Below are 17,457 nucleotides of genomic sequence, written 5' to 3' on the forward strand. Positions count from 1 at the left end.
ATTTTTGTTTAGTGCGCTAAACAAGGAGGCGGTATGCTGCAGTTCGACTATCTCAAAACAGCGATTAAGCAAAAAGGCTGTACCTTACAGCAAGTGGCAGATGCCAGTGGCATGACCAAAGGTTATTTAAGCCAGTTACTCAATGATAAAATCAAAAGTCCCAGTGCACAAAAGCTAGAAGCCTTGCACCGCTACCTCGAGCTGGAGTTTCCGCGCCGTGAGAAAAAAGTCGGCGTGGTGTTTGGTAAATTTTACCCACTGCATACCGGCCATATCTATCTCATTCAACGTGCTTGTAGTCAGGTCGACGAACTGCACATTATCCTTTGTTACGATGAGCCGCGCGATTTGGCGCTGTTTGAGAACAGTTCAATGTCACAGCAGCCGACCGTCAGCGACCGCTTGCGCTGGTTACTACAAACCTTTAAGTATCAGAAAAACATTCATATTCATTCATTTGATGAAAATGGTATTGAACCCTATCCACATGGCTGGGATGTCTGGAGCCGTGGGGTCAAAAAGTTCATGAATGAGAAGGGGATAGTACCGAATTTCATCTACTCCAGTGAAAGCCAGGATGCGCCACATTATCGCGAACAATTTGGTATCGAAACCATCTTGATCGACCCTGAACGCTCCTTTATGAATATCAGTGGCCGCCAGATCCGCCGCGATCCTTTCCGCTACTGGGATTATATTCCGACCGAAGTGAAACCGTTTTTTGTTCGTACCGTGGCGATACTGGGTGGCGAATCAAGTGGAAAATCCACGTTGGTCAATAAGTTAGCCAATATTTTCAACACCACCAGTGCGTGGGAATATGGCCGCGACTATGTTTTCTCCCACTTGGGCGGCGATGAGATGGCGCTGCAATATTCCGATTATGACAAGATTGCATTGGGGCAAGCGCAATACGTTGATTTTTCGGTTAAATATGCTAATAAAGTCGCTTTTATCGATACCGACTTTGTCACCACGCAGGCATTTTGTAAAAAATATGAAGGGCGCGAGCATCCATTTGTTCAGGCGCTGATTGATGAATATCGCTTTGATCTGGTTATTTTGCTGGAAAATAACACGCCGTGGGTGGCTGATGGTTTGCGCAGTCTGGGCAGTGATCGTGACCGCAAATCGTTCCAAAATTTACTGGAACAGATGTTGCGCAGCAACAATATTGAATACGTCCACGTTGAGTCGGCAGACTACGACGAGCGCTTCTTGCGCTGTGTCGAACTGGTGCAACAGCTATTAGCCGCCGATTTGCAAAGATTGGCCCGCCCTTCATTGTTGAGTGAAGCGCGGGAAGGGCAACTTTAGTAGGTGATAACAATTTTACCCTGCATATGCCCGCCTGCGACTTGCTCGTGGGCAGCTTTCAGGTTTTCTACTGTCAGGCCATGCAGCGTTTCGCTCAGGGTACCTTGCAGTTTGCCCTCATCAACTAACTGGCTCACCTGTTTTAAAATCTCCCCTTGCTGGGCGATGTCCGGTGTAGAGAACATGCTGCGGGTGAACATAAACTCCCAATGCAGGGCGGCGCTTTTCAGTTTCAGCTGATTCTGATCCAGTGGTTTTTCGTTTTCCACAATGGTGCAGATTTGCCCCAGCGGGGCGATCAGCTCGCTAATCGCAGACCAGTGACCATCGGTGTCATTCAAGCAAAGAATATAATCAACTTTATCGATACCTTCTTTTGCTAACTGCGCTTTCAGGTCACGGTAATCCACAGTCAGATCGGCACCGCGTTCAATACACCAGGCGGCTGATTCTGGACGCGACGCCGTCGCAATCACTTTAACTGGGCTGCGCAAGGCGGCTAGCGGGATAGCCAAAGAACCCACACCACCGGCACCGCCAATAATGAGCAAAGTTTGATCCGCGCTAGCCTGCTGAATTTTCAGGTGTTCGAATAACGCTTCCCACGCAGTGATGGCGGTTAATGGCAGCGCTGCGGCTTGCGCCCAGTTAAATGAGCGCGGTTTATGGGCGGCAATGTGGGCATCGACCAATTGCTGAGTAGCGTTGCTGCCAGGACGAGTGATATCGCCGGCATACCACACTTCATCACCGGCACGGAAACCAGTCACTTTCTCACCAACATTGACCACCACACCGGCGGCATCCCAGCCCAGAATGCGCGGTTGTTGCAAGCCATTCTTTTTCAGACCGCCATGTACCTTGGTATCCACCGGATTGATAGATACAGCTTTGACCTCGACCAGCAAATCAAATGGGCCGGGTGCGAGAGAATCCAGGGCGATTTCAATAAAATCAGCGGGTTGTTGCGGATTTACAGCTATAGCTTTAATTGACATGGTGATGTTCCTGCTCCTGTTTAGCTTATTCACTGAGTCTAGACCTATCTGAGGAGAGTGATAAGATGGACAATCACTAACGCAGTGTTCGCCTGAGATAAACAATCATGTTTAAGCAAATAATTATGTTTAAGCAAATAATCATGTTTAAGCCTCTCAATTATGTTTAAACAACTACAGGATATGGCGCTGTTCGCCCGAGTGGCAGAATGCGGTAGCTTTACCCGCGCTGCTGCAATGGTGGGTTTGCCTAAATCAAGCGTCAGTCAGCGGATCAGTCAGTTAGAGCAAAGTTTGGGGATCCGCTTACTCACCAGAACCACTCGTCAACTGAACCTGACTTTCGCTGGTGAGCGCTATCTGGTGCATTGCCAGGAGATGCTGCAAGCTGCCGAGCGTGCGGACTTGGCACTGCAACGCCTAAAGGATAACCCTAGCGGTCGTCTGCGCATTTCGACACCCGCAGGTCTGGGTGCGACTTTGTTGACACGGCTGGCGACAGATTTTCAGCGGCAATATCCCGATGTTCTGCTGGAGGTTTTGGTGTCGGATAGCATGGTGGATTTGGTCGAGGATGGCTTTGATGTGGCGCTGCGCACTGGCAAGCCGCAGGATTCCTCGCTGATTGGCCGACGATTAGGATATGCGCCGCGCTATCTACTGGCATCGCCTGCGTATTTGGCACAGCATCCGCCATTGCTTCACCCACGTCAGCTCGATACCCACCGCTGTATTGCTCATCGTGCCTGGCAAGCCCTGATTTTACGTCATGAAGACGAGTTTTTTCGCTGGCAGGTTCCTGCGCTGCATGTTACCGATAATCTGTTGTATGCCCGTGAATGTGCGCTCAATGGTGGGGGGATTACGTTATTGCCTGCGTTTTTAAGTCGCGAAGTGGTAGCAAACCGGCAGTTGATTGAAGTTTTGCCGCAGTGGCAGGCCGAGGGTAATGAACTGTATTTGGTCTATCCGAGCCGCAAGCTGAATTCTCCGGCACTCAGTTGCTTTATTGATGTGGTGATGGGGCATCCGGTATTTGAGGATTATATGCTGGGGCTGGAAATACCAAGGTGAGCCGAATATACTGTTTATTTGGCTCATAAAATGAGCCGAATTTGAGGTTAATAGGCTCATTCTTAACTCTGGAGATAACCATGGGTGAAAACCTCTGGATATGGCAGCAACAACAGTGGCCCCATTTTTACTGGAATGATGCTCTTATTCAGCCTCAGCTACGCAATACCCGGTTTAAGCTTGGGCAACTTCTTGGTGAAAGTAAGGGAAATACCTCTGACGAAAGCGCCTCAAAAACGCTGAATACATTACTGGCGAATATCATTGCCTCATCAAAAATAGAAAATGAACAACTCAATATCAGATCAGTGCGCTCATCTCTGGCAAAACGGCTCGGGGTTACCTTAGAAGATAGTTACCCGACATCTGATCGTTCTGATGGTTTGGCTGCCCTCATGTTTGATGCCATTAATGGATGCGATGCAGATTTAACTCTTGAACGATTGTATCAATGGCATGAATGGCTTTTCCCTCATGACCGATGGGCGTTGACGCCTATTAAGGCGGGTCAACTGCGGGGAGAACAGCGAATGCAAGTTATCTCTGGTCGCATAGGCAAGGAAACAGTCCACTTCGAAGCACCGCCTCGAGAGGCATTGTTTACTGAACTTGAGCAGTTTATTGATTGGTTTAATTTATCCCGTACTGATACTGCTGTTGACCCTCTTTTACGGGCAGCAATTGTACACTTTTGGTTTGTCACGCTACATCCATTTGAAGACGGTAATGGTCGTATTACTCGAGCGCTGACAGATATGGCATTGTCGCAGGCAGATAACCAAAGTATTTATCTTTACGCTATGTCGGTCGCTATTCTTGAAAATCGAGACCAGTATTACGCCATCTTGGAGAAGAGCCAGCGGGGGAGTTTGGATCTAACATCATGGTTATTATGGTTTATCGCCACATTAGAGCAAAGTTTGGATCAAGCATCTGACGATGTCCGTTCTACATTGGCTAAGTCCCACTTCTGGTTAAAACATAATGATAGTGGGCTAAGGGCTGAGCAGATAAAAGTGCTTAACCGATTGTTAGATGGCGGTGAAAACGGTTTTGCTCTTGGGATCAGTGCTTCTCAATATCAGAAAGTAGCAAAGGTTAGTAAAGCGACGGCTACCCGCCATTTGTCCGAGTTATTAGCGCGTGGATGCATTGCAAAAATGCCAGGGGAAGGGCGAAGTACCCGATATCAGATAAAGTACCCGGATTAAAAAGGCCTGCAATCGCAGGCCCTTAGTCGAGATAAAGTTTAAAAACGACTTTTTATTAACTACTTAGTCATTTTCTTATACTTGATACGGTGTGGTTCCAGTGCTTCGGCACCCAAAGTGCGTTTTTTCCACTCTTCGTATTCAGTAAAGTTACCTTCGAAGAACGCCACTTTACCTTCATCTTGATAATCGATGATGTGGGTAGCAATTCGGTCAAGGAACCAACGGTCATGGGAAATAACCATGGCACAACCTGGGAATTCCAGTAAGGCGTTTTCCAGTGCGCGCAGGGTTTCGATGTCCAGATCGTTGGTCGGTTCATCGAGCAGCAACATGTTGCCGCCAACCTGTAGCAATTTGGCCAGATGGATACGGCCGCGCTCACCACCAGACAGCTCACCCACTCGTTTGCCCTGATCAATCCCTTTAAAGTTAAAGCGGCCAACATAGGCACGGCTTGGAATTTCAAAGTTACCGATCTTCATGATGTCTTGGCCGCCGGAGACTTCTTCCCACACGGTTTTACTGTCATCCATGTTGTCGCGGAACTGATCAACCGAGGCCAACAGTACGGTATCACCGAGTGAAATGGTGCCGGAATCGGGTTGTTCCTGACCTGATAACATGCGGAACAGGGTCGATTTACCCGCGCCGTTCGGCCCGATGATCCCGACTATCGCGCCTTTTGGCAGCGCAAAGGTCAAGTCGTCAATCAGTACACGATCGCCGTAAGATTTGCTCAGATGCTCAACTTCCAGCACTTTGTCACCTAAGCGTGGGCCAGGTGGGATGAACAACTCGCTGGTTTCATTACGTTTTTGATATTCAACGCTGTTAAGCTCTTCAAAGCGAGCCAGACGAGCTTTACCTTTTGCCTGACGGCCTTTCGGATTCTGACGAACCCACTCCAGCTCTTTCTCAATAGATTTACGACGTGCGGCTTCAGAAGAGGCTTCCAGCGCCAGACGGGCATCTTTTTGCTCCAGCCATGAGGAGTAGTTACCTTCCCATGGAATACCCTCACCACGGTCAAGTTCCAGAATCCAACCCGCAACGTTATCAAGGAAGTAACGGTCATGGGTGATGGCGACCACTGTGCCTTCGTAATCATGCAGGAAGCGCTCCAGCCAAGCCACGGATTCGGCATCCAGGTGGTTGGTCGGTTCATCCAGCAGCAACATGTCTGGTTTTTCCAACAGCAGGCGGCAGATAGCAACGCGGCGGCGTTCACCACCGGACAGGTTGGCAATTTTTGCATCCCAAGGCGGCAGACGCAGAGCATCAGCAGCACGTTCTAACTGGTTATCCAGATTATGTCCGTCATGGGATTGGATAATGGCTTCCAGCTCACCTTGCTCTTTCGCCAATTTATCGAAATCAGCTTCAGGATCGGCATAGAGTGCATAAACTTCATCCAAACGGGTCAGAGCGCGTTTAACTTCGCCGACGGCTTCTTCAACCGACTCACGCACTGTTTGTTCAAGATTCAGTTTTGGTTCCTGTGGTAGGTAACCGATTTTGATGCCAGGTTGTGGACGAGCTTCGCCTTCAATATCGGTATCAATGCCCGCCATAATGCGCAGCAGGGTAGATTTACCGGAGCCGTTAAGACCCAGCACACCAATTTTTGCCCCAGGGAAGAAACTCAGGGAGATGTTTTTCAGAATATGTCGTTTCGGCGGAACTACTTTACCGACACGATGCATAGAATAGACGTATTGAGCCACGTTGCCTCAGCCTCTCTAGATCAGTTTTTATTAGGATATCTGGTGCGGAGTGTAGCCCGTTTTACTATACCCGTCATCTTTCAAGTCACAGGTGTGTTGGCTGCACTCAATCACCCGAATCACTTACTGATGTAAGCTCATCGGGATTCTCTCACTTGCCGCCTTCCTGTGGCCTGAAATCTATAGGGTATAGGCGGATGTCATCTTTCAAGTCACAGGTGTGTTGGCTGCACTCGTTACTCGGCCCGTCCATGGGCCTCGCCTCTGCGAGGCCGCTGCCAGCAGCGTTCAAATCTGCTCCCGACAGATTTGTCACCCGAATCACTTACTGATGTAAGCTCATCGGGATGACCTCTTTTAAGGCTACGGCGCGGTGACGATTATTGCCACACGGCGGTTTTCCGCCCGACCTTTGGCTGTGCGGTTATCCGCCACCGGCTCTAGCTTGCCACGGCCACGAACCTCAATATTGGTGCGCGGAATACCGATTGCGGCCAGTGTATCTGCTACAGCAGAAGCTCGTTGGAATGATAATTGCTGATTGTAGCCATCCTCACCTATGGCATCGGTATGTCCATCAACCCGCATATGGTTAATCCCGACATTGTGTAAAGCACGACCAATGTTTTGAACGGTCTGCACGCCCGATGCGTTTAATTTCCTGACGTCACTGTCGAATAACACTTTATTCGCTAGCCCAAACACCCAGCCATTATCGGTTAATTTAAACCCTTGCTCTTGTAACGCCGCAATTTGTTCAGGGGTCAGCCCTTGGTGTGGTTTGGCCTGACAGCCGACTAATACCAATAAACAAAGAGCAAAAAAGCTAATCCACAGAGGATTTTTCTGACGATTATTGTTTAAACCCAGCATGTCACCTACCCTAAATTTTTGTGTGTGTACTTTCTGGATACTTATTTTCTGAATAAATATAGTCCGACTGATAAGCAGTGCATTGTTCACATGGCCGGAAACCTTTTTTTGCCTGATACATCGCCTCATCAGCCCGTTGTAATAATTCATCCGGCGTTTGGGCATGATCAGGATAAATAGCAACCCCAATACTGAGTGAAGAGATAATTTCACTCCCATCAGGCAGCGTTATGGGCTGTGTCATACTTTTTATAATATTGTTGGCAATGATGAGTACATCATCAGTGTTATAAATTGGTGCCAATAAGATAGCGAACTCATCACCGCCCAGGCGAGCGACTAAATCACTTTCACGTAATAAGGCGCGCAGGCGGTCAGCAATAGTTGTGAGCACCGCATCGCCCGCAGCATGGCCATAGTTATCATTGATTTCTTTAAAGCGATCGCCATCAAGGAATAAAACCGCAACGTGTTCGTTGGTTTTACAATCACTGAGTGTTCGACTTAAACGGCCTTCAAAATAAGCGCGGTTTGCTAAACCCGTCAGGCTGTCGTGGGCCGCGCGGTGTGCCAGAGAATCATTTTCCTGAGTGAGGTGTTTTTGCCATACTTCAAGTTCCTCCAGCAAGCCATTGAAGTCATGACTTAACTCATTCAGCTCGGCAATTTGTGCTGATGGAACTCGTTGACCAAAGCTGCGATTGCGGCTGACATTATGCGCGACTTCGGTAATACGATTCAGTGAGCCGATGATGCCAAATAGCATCCGGCGGGACAAAAATATCGCCACCAGGGTGCTAAGAATAAGGCAGACAAAGAGGCCCGCTAACCCCTGCAACAGGAAACGCAGCAGGCTGCCACCATGGCCAACAATCACTATTCTGCCGATTTCATTACCAGAGTGAACAATAGGGAGTACCACCGGTTCAGGCAGCGCCCAGCGGGCGACACTTTGCTCCATCTGATGCATGGGGCCGTCGTCAGGCAATGTCCATTGGGCAACCACCCGGCCATTGACATCCATAATCTTCGCTTCGGCGACTTCTTCATTAGTGGCAATCATCGACAGCGCTTCATTCGCCACTACCGTATCGCCGAAAACAACAGCAGCTTCAGTGGTATAACTGATTGAACGGGCAATCAAATGCAGGTTGTGCTCAGCGTAAACCCGCAAGGCAAACAAGGCGACTACTGTCAGGAAAATACCGGCTGTCGCCACAGATACCAGCGCCACAATTAAATGTATTCTGCCCAGAACTCGGCCAAGCGTTGGCAGTTTTGGTAGATTAGTTTGATTCTTTATCTGCTCAGCAGATTTATTTTTTATAGAACTCATAATGCGTCAGCCTTTTTACGGGCAAGTTGCAACACATTGGGATGAACTCGTATCCCGGCGCGTGCTAATGCATCCATATTGACTTTGAAAGAGGCTTGCTTATCTTCCAGTAACAGACAAAACGCACTGCCCACAGTACATTCGTCATAATCTTCGCTGATGGTCAGAACCGGCAGCCCAGTGAGTTGAGTCGCCAGTTCCTGACGCTGTTGTTCCCCCAAACGGCCGAGATAAACCACATCACAGTTGTTTGCCAGCGCCGAATCGGGTAGGGAATAACGCTGGGTTTTTATTGGATGTGCAGTTTGCATTAATGCTGGATTAAATAGCTCTTCTGCATAGTTTGTCGGGGCAATAACACACAAACGAATGACTGGCGGCGGGGTTGGCCAGCGCGAATAACTGATAATGCCCAGCACCATTTTTGTCGCAGAGTCGCTACGTTCATGAATAAGTTCTTCACTTAAGTTATTGGCTGCCATTGAGGGCAGTGAGGCGAATAAAATGGAGAGAAGTAATAATGTGAAGGCACAAATCCGCCGCCAGATACGCGGTGGCGTAAATAGCTTAGGCTGATAATGATATTTCTCATCATTGACGCCGTTAATTGCGCAAGGTGTAGTATTCATTTTTGCGCTTCCCGTTGGCGACATGGCTCACATGTTAATGGCGGTATCGAATAATAAATCTCCGCTAATCTATTATAAGAATTAATTGGCGTATTAACAGTCATGGTATCGGCAATGTGAGATTTATCTTAAATTCTCTTTATGATGGATAAAAAAACCCGGCAGAGTCGCCGGGCTTGAAGGGGGACTGATTGATATCAGACTCAATTCGATGCGCGTTTGAAGCGCCCGATGACCCATTTCTCGACTTCGACAATCAAGAAGATGGCGATAGAAACCAACAGTGTGATACCCCAGTAATAAGCCGGTAATGGCTCGGTACCGAAAGCGGTATTCATAAATGGCAGATAGATAATGGCTAGCTGCAACAGAATCAGCACACCAGAAACCAACCACAACCCCTTATTAACAAAGACTTCTTTGTTCAGCGGGAATCTGTCCATCACACGGCAGTTAAACATGTAAATCCATTGTGCAGTTACCAGCGTTTGCATCAACACGGTACGGATGAATTCAGTGCTGTAGCCGCGCGGTTCCATGTAGGCTTCCAGGGCAAAGGCGCTGCACGCTATCAAGGTACCGACAAATGCGATACGCCAAATAGCATGACCATCTAACACGTGTTTTGATGGATCGCGCGGGTTGCGGCGCATGATGCCTCTTTCTGCTGGCTCAAATGCTAAACCGAATGAAAGCGTGGTGGAGGTTGCCATGTTTATCCACAGGATTTGTAATGGCGTCAGTGGAATAACTGCACCCACCAGGATAGCAAAGATGATTAACAATCCTTGTGCCAGGTTGGTCGGCAAGACAAACAGAATGGTTTTCTTCAGGTTATCGTAGACACGGCGGCCTTCTTCAACCGCGTGAGCAATAGTGGCGAAGTTATCATCTGACAGCACCATATCGGCGGCTTCTTTTGTCACCTCGGTGCCTTTGATGCCCATGGCGATCCCCACATCGGCCTGTTTCAGTGCCGGTGCATCGTTGACCCCATCGCCGGTCATCCCCACGATTTCGCCTTTCTCTTGCAGCGCTTTCACCAGACGCAGTTTGTGCTCAGGGCTGGTACGGGCAAAAATATCATAACGAACAGCGGCTTCAGCCAGTTCTTTATCATCCATATGCTCTAACTGGCCGCCGGTAATGGAGTCTTTGCCATTACCTATACCCAGCATGGCACCAATCGCCATCGCGGTTTCCTGATGGTCGCCGGTTATCATTTTCACACGAATCCCTGCCTGTTGGCAGGTGGCAATGGCGTCGATAGCTTCAGGGCGAGGTGGGTCCATCATGCCGGCGATGCCGACGAAGATCATACCTTGCTGGATATCGCTGTGCCCTAACTCGCTGACCGTCTGTTCCGTTGGACGATAGGCCGCCGCTAACATGCGCAGGCCCTGCTTGGTGTAGCGCGTCATCTCGGCATCCCAGTAATCACGGCGGAAGGGAATGACGCCCTTATCCGTCAGTTCTTGCTGGCAGAAAGTAAACAGTACATCTGGCGCGCCGGTCAGGAAGATACAGCTTTCGGACTCAACCTGATGGCTGGTGGCCATATATTTATAGGCAGAATCGAAAGGAATTTTTCCGTGTTGACTCACCTGACCCAACTCAATACCTGATTTGGCTGCTAAGACTTTCAATGCGCCTTCGGTTGGGCCGCCGACAATAGTCCAATGGCCTTGGTCGTTCTTTTGAATCTGGCTGTCATTACATAAATTCACCGCAGTGATAAATGTTTTTAACGGCCCTTCCAGCACGGCTTGCTGCTCGCTGCCTTCCGGATAAATGTTACCTACCGGCTCATAGCTTTCACCGGTGACCCGGTAGCAATTATCGGCCAAAATCACCGCTTTGACGGTCATTTCGTTCATCGTCAAGGTGCCGGTTTTATCGGAACAGACAACGGTCATGGCACCCAGAGTTTCTACCGTTGGCAGCTTGCGAATAATCGCGCGGTTACGCGCCATTGCTTGCACACCCAAGGACAGAATAATCGAAATAATCGCCGGTAACCCTTCAGGCACCGAGGCTACTGCCAAGCTTATTAGGGCTAACAACAGCTCATTGACCGGCAGGTCGCGCAGAATAAAGGCGAAGACGAACAAGCATGCCATCATCACCAGAATCAGGATGAAAATCGCTTTACCCAGGCGGTCCATCTGTTGCAGCAGGGGGGTACGAGTGGCTTCAACCGCTGACATCATCTGGTTGATGTGACCCAGTTCGGTATCCCCGCCACTGGCAATCACTACGCCTTTCGCGGTACCGGCACTGATAGTAGTGCCGGAGAACAGCAGATTTTTACGATCACCAATCACTGATTCGTTTTCAATGACTTCAATTTGCTTCTCAACCACGGTGGATTCACCGGTCAGGATAGCTTCTTCAATTTGCAGGTTGTGGGCTTCGAGTAACCTTAAATCGGCTGGGATCTTATCCCCCGGTTTCAATGTGACGATATCACCTGGTACTAAATCTTGTGCATCAATGGTTTTTGCATTGCCATCACGAATGACTACCGCTTTACTGGAGAGCATGTTTTGAATGCTTTTCAGTGACTTCTCGGCTTTATTTTCCTGAACATAACCAATTAATGCGTTAATGACGGCGACACAAAGAATGATAATGGTATCGACAGAGTGGCCCATAAGGCCTTTGACTAACGCAGCAGCTAATAAAATGTAAATCAGGACGTCATTAAAATGAGCGAGAAATTGTAGCAGGGGGTGCTTACTTTTTTTGGCCGGTAGCGCGTTAGGGCCGTATTGTTTAAGGCGTTCTTCAGCTTCTTGTTGGCTTAACCCTTCTTCGCGGCTATTGAGCTGCTGCAAAGATTCTTCCACGGTAAGTTGATACCAGGCCTGGCCTTCTGGTGGCGAGGCGGGTTTGGGATTTGATGAGTTTTGCATTGAAAGAACCTTCTTAAAAATTAAAAATTGAAAATCTGAAATCTATCCGTTTTTCATCTCATTACCGTCGAGGCTAACGGCGCAGGGCAGTGAATACTCTTTCATGAAAAGATCCTGCTCCTTAATTATTTGATTTTTATTAAAAGACAAAAAAATTATTCTGAATGATATGTTTACAACAATTATGTTTACAACAACATAGTTATATTAAGCAAGGATAGTAGGTTTTTATCAAAATAGTGTCTTGATCTGAGATAATAAAGTCGAAATATTTAGTCGTAATTATTGGCTAATCCATTGAATATTCAGCTTCTTGCACCATCATCCGAGCAGATTAATTATCCATGTCTATTTGTACGTGTAATCGCTGGCTATTAGATGAAACTCTTGGTTAGTATATCCTGCTACCGGAACTAATTATGACTATGCTAATCAGAAGTTGCGGTAAGTGAAATGTAGTAGCCAACAACCAGTGAGGAAACAGTAAGTATGGACAAGTGGCGATATCTGGCGATTGGCGTGTGTCTGGTGACGACTTCAGGGGTGGCATTCGCTGACTCCATTGATGCCCAACGGCAACGCTATCAGCAAGTTAAGCTGGCCTGGGACAGTAATCAGATGAATACCGTGGCACAATTGATGCCGACGTTACGCGATTATCCGCTGTATCCGTATCTGGAATACCGCCAGTTAACTCAAGATTTAAGCCAAGTGAGTGCGGCGCAAGTAACCGATTTCTTGAGTCGGAACCCCACGTTGCCGCCTGCTCGTTCGCTGTCATCCCGTTTTGTAAACGAACTGGCGCGTCGTGAAGATTGGCGTGGCTTATTGGCATTCAGTCCGCAAGCGCCTAAACCGGTGGCAGCCCGCTGTAATTATTACTACGCCAAATGGGCCACTGGCGAACAGCAAGTTGCCTGGGATGGTGCCAGTGAAATTTGGCTCAACGGCCAGGCGCTTCCGGGTAGTTGCGATAAATTATTCAGTGTCTGGCAACAAGCCGGGCATCAAACTCCACTGGCAACACTGGCCCGCATGAAGCTTGCTCTTAAAGAGGGCAATGCCAGTTTGGTGAATTATTTACTCAAACAACTGCCAGCGGATTACCAAACTATGGGAACGGCATTGGCGAAACTGCAAAGTGATCCTGCCAGTGTTGAAAGCTTTGCTCGTACCGTCGGGCCGACTGACTTCACCCGTTCTGCCACCACAATTGCGTTTACCCGACTGGCGCGCCAGGACGTAGAAAATGCACGCGCGATGATCCCAACATTGGCGCGGCTGCAAAAAATGAGTGACAGCGAGAAGTTGGAGCTGGAAGAAGCGGTCGCTTGGCGTTTGATGGGCACTGATGCGACTTATGACCAAGCTAAATGGCGCGATCAAGTCACTTTGCGCAGCCATTCCACCCCGTTGCTGGAGCGCCGTATCCGCATGTCGTTGGGTACGGGCGATCGCCAAGGTTTAGCTGCATGGATGGCCCGTTTGCCGGCCGATGCACAAAGTAAAGATGAGTGGCGCTACTGGCGTGCTTCATTGTTGTTAGAGCAAGGTAAGAAGGCCGAGGGCGAAGCCATCCTGCGCAGTCTGATGCAGGAGCGAGGCTTCTATCCGATGGTCGCCGCCCAAAAACTGGGTGTTCCTTACCCGATTAATGTTGAGGTTGCGACCAAACCTGATGCCTCACTAGCGCAACGGCCCGAAATTGCTCGGGTGCGCGAATTGATGTATTGGAATATGGATAATCTGGCACGTAACGAGTGGAGCTATTTGGTTGCCAGCCGCAGCAAACCTGAGCAGGAAGCATTGGCGCGCTATGCATTTAATCAGCAGTGGGCCGATTTGAGTGTTCAGGCAACCATTGTTGCCAAGCTATGGGACCATTTGGAAGAGCGCTTCCCTCTGGCCTGGCCAAAAGAATTCCGTCAGGCGACGGAAGGCAAGGGGATAACGCCAAGTTATGCCATGGCGATAGCTCGTCAGGAAAGTGCCTGGAACCCGAAAGCGCAATCGCCGGTGGGAGCCACAGGCCTGATGCAGGTGATGCCACGGACTGCGGAGCACACAGTTAAACTGAATAATATTCCCGGTTATGTGAACAGCAGCCAGTTGCTTGATCCTGTCACTAACATTGAGATTGGTACCAGCTATCTGGAAGAGGTCTATCAACAATTTGGTCGCAACCGGATCCTTTCCAGTGCGGCCTATAACGCAGGCCCATCGCGGGTCAATACCTGGCTGGGAAATAGCGGCGGGCAGGTGGATGCCGTAGCATTTATCGAAAGTATCCCGTTCTCTGAAACGCGAGGTTATGTGAAAAACGTATTGGCTTATGATGCGTTCTATCGTCACTTTATGAATCGCCCAGCTAAGGTGCTGAGTGATGCCGAGTGGCAGCGGCGTTACTGATCCCCTTTGTACTTGAAGCCGCAGGGGTGTTAGCTACGCGCACTTACCCGAATCACTTACTGGAGTAAGCTCATCGGGATGCGTTTGCTTGCTGCCTACTTGCGACTCCAATGACTTCGGGGATCCTTTTGTCTCTGAAGCCGCAGGGGTGTTAGCTACGCGCACTTACCCGAATCACTTACTGGAGTAAGCTCATCGGGATGTGTTTGCTTGCTGCCTACTTGCGACTCCAATTACTTCGGGGATCCTTTTGTCTTTGAAGCCGCAGGGGTGTTAGCGGCGCTTGCCGCAACGGCAAGTTCTTTGGCTATATCTGAGGTTATGATAAGCTGTTGTACTAGTTAAATAGTATGGCGGCTTTCCCTATCATGACAAAACTACGATTGACTGATCCGAATCTGTCGACTGAGGATAATCAGCACTGGCTGACTTTTGTTGCGCTGTTGCAAGACGCCATTGCGCAAGACCTCCATTTACCGCTACTGCAATTGATGCTGACACCGGATGAGCGTACGGCGCTGGGGACCAGAGTGCGTATTATTGAGGAGTTAATGCGCGGGGAATTAAGTCAGCGGGAACTCAAGAATCAGTTGGGCGCAGGGATTGCGACTATCACGCGCGGCTCCAATAGCTTGAAAGCCGCGCCGCCGGAACTGAAAAGCTGGCTTGAAGCCCAGTTGCTGACCAACAAGCCGTCCTGAACTTATTCCAACTATACCGGGCGCTGGTAAATCTCATTATGGAAGGGAACCAGTGCCAGCAGTAGCGCCTGGTGGTAAACACTGGTGCGGGTCAGTTTGCCGTCGGTAAAAATGCCGATGGCTCCACCTTTGTGTTTCACATTCGATATACCGGTTAAATCTGCCATTTCGTCGCCCAGCTCACGGCCTTGGCGAATCCCTTGCAATATAATATCGGGTAGCATCAAACTGGCAGAGCGGGATTCTCCTCGCCACTGCAAGTGTTCAATTACCATCCATGCAAAGGTCATATTATCTTCAATACCGGCTTCAACCCCGACCCAAAAATCTGCCTCAGGGCGCATCTGACGTGCATTGCTAACTCGTTGTCTGGCACCTGTGCGTGTCTCAGTGCTGCCTATCGGTTGCAGAGGAACGCCACTGTCGACATTGATACCTTCAATGCGATACTGACCGGGGCCATAAACATCATCGAAAGCGAGGCTAATAGCCTTAATCTTTGCAGGGTTGGTAGTTGCGGCAACAACATGGTACATAGTAAATCTCAATAATTCTTAAATGTTTATTTCACGCAGTATAACGGAAAAATGACATGCTACAGGTATTTCTCGTGCGCCACGGCGAAACCGTATGGAACGCATCGCGCCAGATTCAGGGCCAATCGGACAGCCCGCTGACCGCTGTTGGTGAACGTCAGGCACACTTGGTTGCGCAACGAGTTCGCAGCCAGGGCATCACGCATATTATTACCAGTGACCTTGGGCGTACGCAGCAGACGGCAAAAATTATCGCCGATGCTTGTGGGCTAAAAGTGGTGACAGATCCGCGCCTGCGTGAACTGAATATGGGCGTACTGGAAACGCGCCCGATTGAGAGCTTGACGCCAGAAGAAGAGCAATGGCGCAAACAGATGATCAATGGCACTGAAGGTGGCCGAATTCCTGAAGGGGAGTCGATGGCAGAACTAGGGCGGCGAATGCGTGCGGCACTGGATAGCTGTTTGGAGCTTCCTGCTGGTAGCAAACCGTTATTAGTAAGTCATGGTATGGCGCTGGGGTGCTTGTTGAGCACACTGCTGGGCTTGCCCCCCCACGCGGAGCGGCGCCTGCGTTTGCGTAACTGTTCGCTATCACGGGTTGATTATCAGGAAAGCCCGTGGCTGGCTTCTGGTTGGGTGATTGAAAGTGCTGGCGATACCGCTCACCTGGATATGCCAGCACTGGATGAACTACAGCGTTAACGCCGGATAGGAATGAGATATTCGCACTTCAGCGAGGCCGGAGGCCCCTCTTTCGGCCTTCCCTGAGGGAAGAATCTTTCGATGTCGTATCCACATCGGCGGGTTAGCGCTAACTGTGGTAAACAGGTGCCATACAGTGTCAGAATGAAGTCCTGCAAACCATCTGGTGGCCCGTCATAGCTAAACTGCACATACTCACCACCTTGTAAGATAACCGGTTGCCCTTCCTGCACATTACCCGGCACATGTTGTGGTTCGATGGCTGTGGTGTAGAAAATCTCTTGCTCATCATCTTTCTCCTGATTAGGTCGGGAGTGATGTAAGCCATAAAGCACAGGGGGCAAATGGTCTGCGTCCCCCAGATACTGCTGCCAGAAGTGCACTCGCAATTCAGAATGATGAGTCATTATTTGCTCAAGCGTACAAGAGTAGCTCTGTGTCAGCCCCACCAAATGCTGCTCTGGTAAGGTAATAAATTCAGGCTGAGGCAGTGTATAGTCACCTAACCGAATCGGCGGACATATACCTGCTGAATGCCAATCTTCTGCTCGACGGTATAAGGCTGGTGTTTGCGCAAATTGTTTCTTAAATGCGCGGGTAAAAGTTTGTTGCGAATCAAAGCGATATTGCAATGCAATATCCAGAATAGGGCGGCTGGTTAATCGTAATGCGACAGCGGCTTTTGATAACCTTCTGGCGCGGATATAGGCACCGATGGCATTCCCGGTGACATCCTTGAACATTCGCTGCAAATGCCATTTTGAATAGCCTGCTTTGGCAGCGACATTGTCCAATGCTAAAGGCTGGTCTAAATGACTTTCTAGCCAGCTAAGCAAATCACGAATGATACTGGCTTGATCCATAGATCTTCCTCGTAAAGCGGCCTAAATTTAGGGTATTAGTGATATGAGATAATAGCTCTGGCGCATAGTAGCAACTTTTTATGCTCCCGACTGCTTAAGAATTTACTGGCATTGTGTGCTAAAAATGTAGCTGAGATTGATAAAATGACTTTTTCACCAATATT

General features: G+C 49.1%; 14 protein-coding genes. 6 read left to right on the plus strand and 8 right to left on the minus strand.

Annotation, left to right across the window (positions count from 1 at the left end; genetic code table 11):
• The first annotated feature begins 33 nt into the window (after nt 1-33).
• Nucleotides 34-1,317, plus strand: a complete 1,284-nt coding sequence (nadR, locus tag FGL26_RS19005) for a multifunctional transcriptional regulator/nicotinamide-nucleotide adenylyltransferase/ribosylnicotinamide kinase NadR (protein ID WP_005166933.1) — start codon at nt 34-36, stop codon at nt 1,315-1,317.
• Here nadR and FGL26_RS19010 read toward each other — a convergent pair.
• Nucleotides 1,314-2,315, minus strand: coding sequence for a zinc-binding alcohol dehydrogenase family protein (locus FGL26_RS19010; RefSeq protein ID WP_005166935.1), 1,002 nt, complete (start codon nt 2,313-2,315; stop codon nt 1,314-1,316). The genes nadR and FGL26_RS19010 overlap by 4 nt on opposite strands.
• A gap of 162 nt (nt 2,316-2,477) precedes the next feature.
• Here FGL26_RS19010 and FGL26_RS19015 point away from each other — a divergent pair, with 162 nt between their 5' ends.
• Together FGL26_RS19015 and FGL26_RS19020 are read left to right on the plus strand one after the other, a co-directional pair.
• On the plus strand, nt 2,478-3,389 hold the full coding sequence (locus FGL26_RS19015) for a LysR family transcriptional regulator (RefSeq protein WP_005166937.1): 912 nt from the start codon (nt 2,478-2,480) through the stop codon (nt 3,387-3,389).
• A gap of 80 nt (nt 3,390-3,469) precedes the next feature.
• Nucleotides 3,470-4,600 carry a Fic family protein gene (locus FGL26_RS19020; protein WP_005166939.1) on the plus strand — a complete coding sequence of 377 codons (1,131 nt, stop codon included), beginning with the start codon at nt 3,470-3,472 and terminating at the stop codon, nt 4,598-4,600.
• A gap of 59 nt (nt 4,601-4,659) precedes the next feature.
• Here the strand turns inward: FGL26_RS19020 and ettA are convergent, their stop codons facing one another.
• From ettA to FGL26_RS19045, 5 genes are all read right to left on the minus strand, one after another.
• Nucleotides 4,660-6,327, minus strand: coding sequence for an energy-dependent translational throttle protein EttA (gene ettA / locus FGL26_RS19025; protein WP_005159056.1), 1,668 nt, complete (start codon nt 6,325-6,327; stop codon nt 4,660-4,662).
• 363 nt (nt 6,328-6,690) lie between these two features.
• Complete coding sequence (gene yfiB, locus FGL26_RS19030; RefSeq protein ID WP_005166941.1) at nt 6,691-7,200, minus strand: outer membrane lipoprotein YfiB; 510 nt, start codon at nt 7,198-7,200, stop codon at nt 6,691-6,693.
• Between the two features lie 10 nt (nt 7,201-7,210).
• Nucleotides 7,211-8,536, minus strand: coding sequence for a diguanylate cyclase DgcN/YfiN (dgcN, locus tag FGL26_RS19035; RefSeq protein WP_005166942.1), 1,326 nt, complete (start codon nt 8,534-8,536; stop codon nt 7,211-7,213).
• Complete coding sequence (gene yfiR, locus FGL26_RS19040; RefSeq protein WP_005166944.1) at nt 8,533-9,165, minus strand: regulatory sequestration protein YfiR; 633 nt, start codon at nt 9,163-9,165, stop codon at nt 8,533-8,535. Before yfiR ends, dgcN begins: the two co-directional genes overlap by 4 nt.
• A 203-nt stretch (nt 9,166-9,368) precedes the next feature.
• Nucleotides 9,369-12,080: a cation-transporting P-type ATPase gene (locus FGL26_RS19045; RefSeq protein ID WP_032908691.1), complete on the minus strand. Its 2,712-nt coding sequence runs from the start codon at nt 12,078-12,080 to the stop codon at nt 9,369-9,371.
• Between the two features lie 489 nt (nt 12,081-12,569).
• On the opposite strand from FGL26_RS19045, the gene sltY reads away from it, so the two are divergent.
• Together sltY and trpR are read left to right on the plus strand one after the other, a co-directional pair.
• Nucleotides 12,570-14,489 (plus strand): murein transglycosylase, encoded by a 1,920-nt coding sequence (sltY, locus tag FGL26_RS19050; protein WP_005166946.1) that lies wholly within the window; start codon nt 12,570-12,572, stop codon nt 14,487-14,489.
• Between the two features lie 368 nt (nt 14,490-14,857).
• On the plus strand, nt 14,858-15,190 hold the full coding sequence (trpR, locus tag FGL26_RS19055) for a trp operon repressor (protein ID WP_005166947.1): 333 nt from the start codon (nt 14,858-14,860) through the stop codon (nt 15,188-15,190).
• 11 nt (nt 15,191-15,201) lie between these two features.
• On the opposite strand, the gene yjjX is transcribed toward trpR, so the two are convergent.
• Nucleotides 15,202-15,726 (minus strand): inosine/xanthosine triphosphatase, encoded by a 525-nt coding sequence (gene yjjX / locus FGL26_RS19060; RefSeq protein ID WP_005166948.1) that lies wholly within the window; start codon nt 15,724-15,726, stop codon nt 15,202-15,204.
• 56 nt (nt 15,727-15,782) lie between these two features.
• Between yjjX and gpmB the strand changes: the two genes are divergently transcribed.
• Nucleotides 15,783-16,430, plus strand: a complete 648-nt coding sequence (gene gpmB / locus FGL26_RS19065) for a 2,3-diphosphoglycerate-dependent phosphoglycerate mutase GpmB (protein ID WP_005166949.1) — start codon at nt 15,783-15,785, stop codon at nt 16,428-16,430.
• On the opposite strand, the gene robA is transcribed toward gpmB, so the two are convergent.
• A complete protein-coding gene (gene robA, locus FGL26_RS19070) occupies nt 16,427-17,293 on the minus strand; it encodes an MDR efflux pump AcrAB transcriptional activator RobA (RefSeq protein WP_138060263.1) in 867 nt (288 codons plus the stop codon). The two genes, gpmB and robA, sit on opposite strands and share 4 nt — an antisense overlap.
• Nucleotides 17,294-17,457: the final 164 nt, after the last annotated feature.

It is taken from the genome of Yersinia enterocolitica subsp. enterocolitica (assembly GCF_901472495.1).
Classification (GTDB): Bacteria; Pseudomonadota; Gammaproteobacteria; order Enterobacterales; family Enterobacteriaceae; genus Yersinia; species Yersinia enterocolitica.

Bases quoted from the DNA above. Each gene is read 5' to 3' on its own strand.
- gpmB (WP_005166949.1), top strand. From the start codon at position 15,783: ATGCTACAGGTATTTCTCGTGCGCCACGGCGAAACCGTATGGAACGCA.
- yjjX (WP_005166948.1), bottom strand. From the start codon at position 15,726: ATGTACCATGTTGTTGCCGCAACTACCAACCCTGCAAAGATTAAGGCT.
- yfiR (WP_005166944.1), bottom strand. From the start codon at position 9,165: ATGAATACTACACCTTGCGCAATTAACGGCGTCAATGATGAGAAATAT.
- yfiB (WP_005166941.1), bottom strand. From the start codon at position 7,200: ATGCTGGGTTTAAACAATAATCGTCAGAAAAATCCTCTGTGGATTAGC.
- robA (WP_138060263.1), bottom strand. From the start codon at position 17,293: ATGGATCAAGCCAGTATCATTCGTGATTTGCTTAGCTGGCTAGAAAGT.
- trpR (WP_005166947.1), top strand. From the start codon at position 14,858: ATGACAAAACTACGATTGACTGATCCGAATCTGTCGACTGAGGATAAT.
- FGL26_RS19015 (WP_005166937.1), top strand. From the start codon at position 2,478: ATGTTTAAACAACTACAGGATATGGCGCTGTTCGCCCGAGTGGCAGAA.
- dgcN (WP_005166942.1), bottom strand. From the start codon at position 8,536: ATGAGTTCTATAAAAAATAAATCTGCTGAGCAGATAAAGAATCAAACT.
- FGL26_RS19045 (WP_032908691.1), bottom strand. From the start codon at position 12,080: ATGCAAAACTCATCAAATCCCAAACCCGCCTCGCCACCAGAAGGCCAG.
- nadR (WP_005166933.1), top strand. From the start codon at position 34: ATGCTGCAGTTCGACTATCTCAAAACAGCGATTAAGCAAAAAGGCTGT.
- FGL26_RS19010 (WP_005166935.1), bottom strand. From the start codon at position 2,315: ATGTCAATTAAAGCTATAGCTGTAAATCCGCAACAACCCGCTGATTTT.
- FGL26_RS19020 (WP_005166939.1), top strand. From the start codon at position 3,470: ATGGGTGAAAACCTCTGGATATGGCAGCAACAACAGTGGCCCCATTTT.
- sltY (WP_005166946.1), top strand. From the start codon at position 12,570: ATGGACAAGTGGCGATATCTGGCGATTGGCGTGTGTCTGGTGACGACT.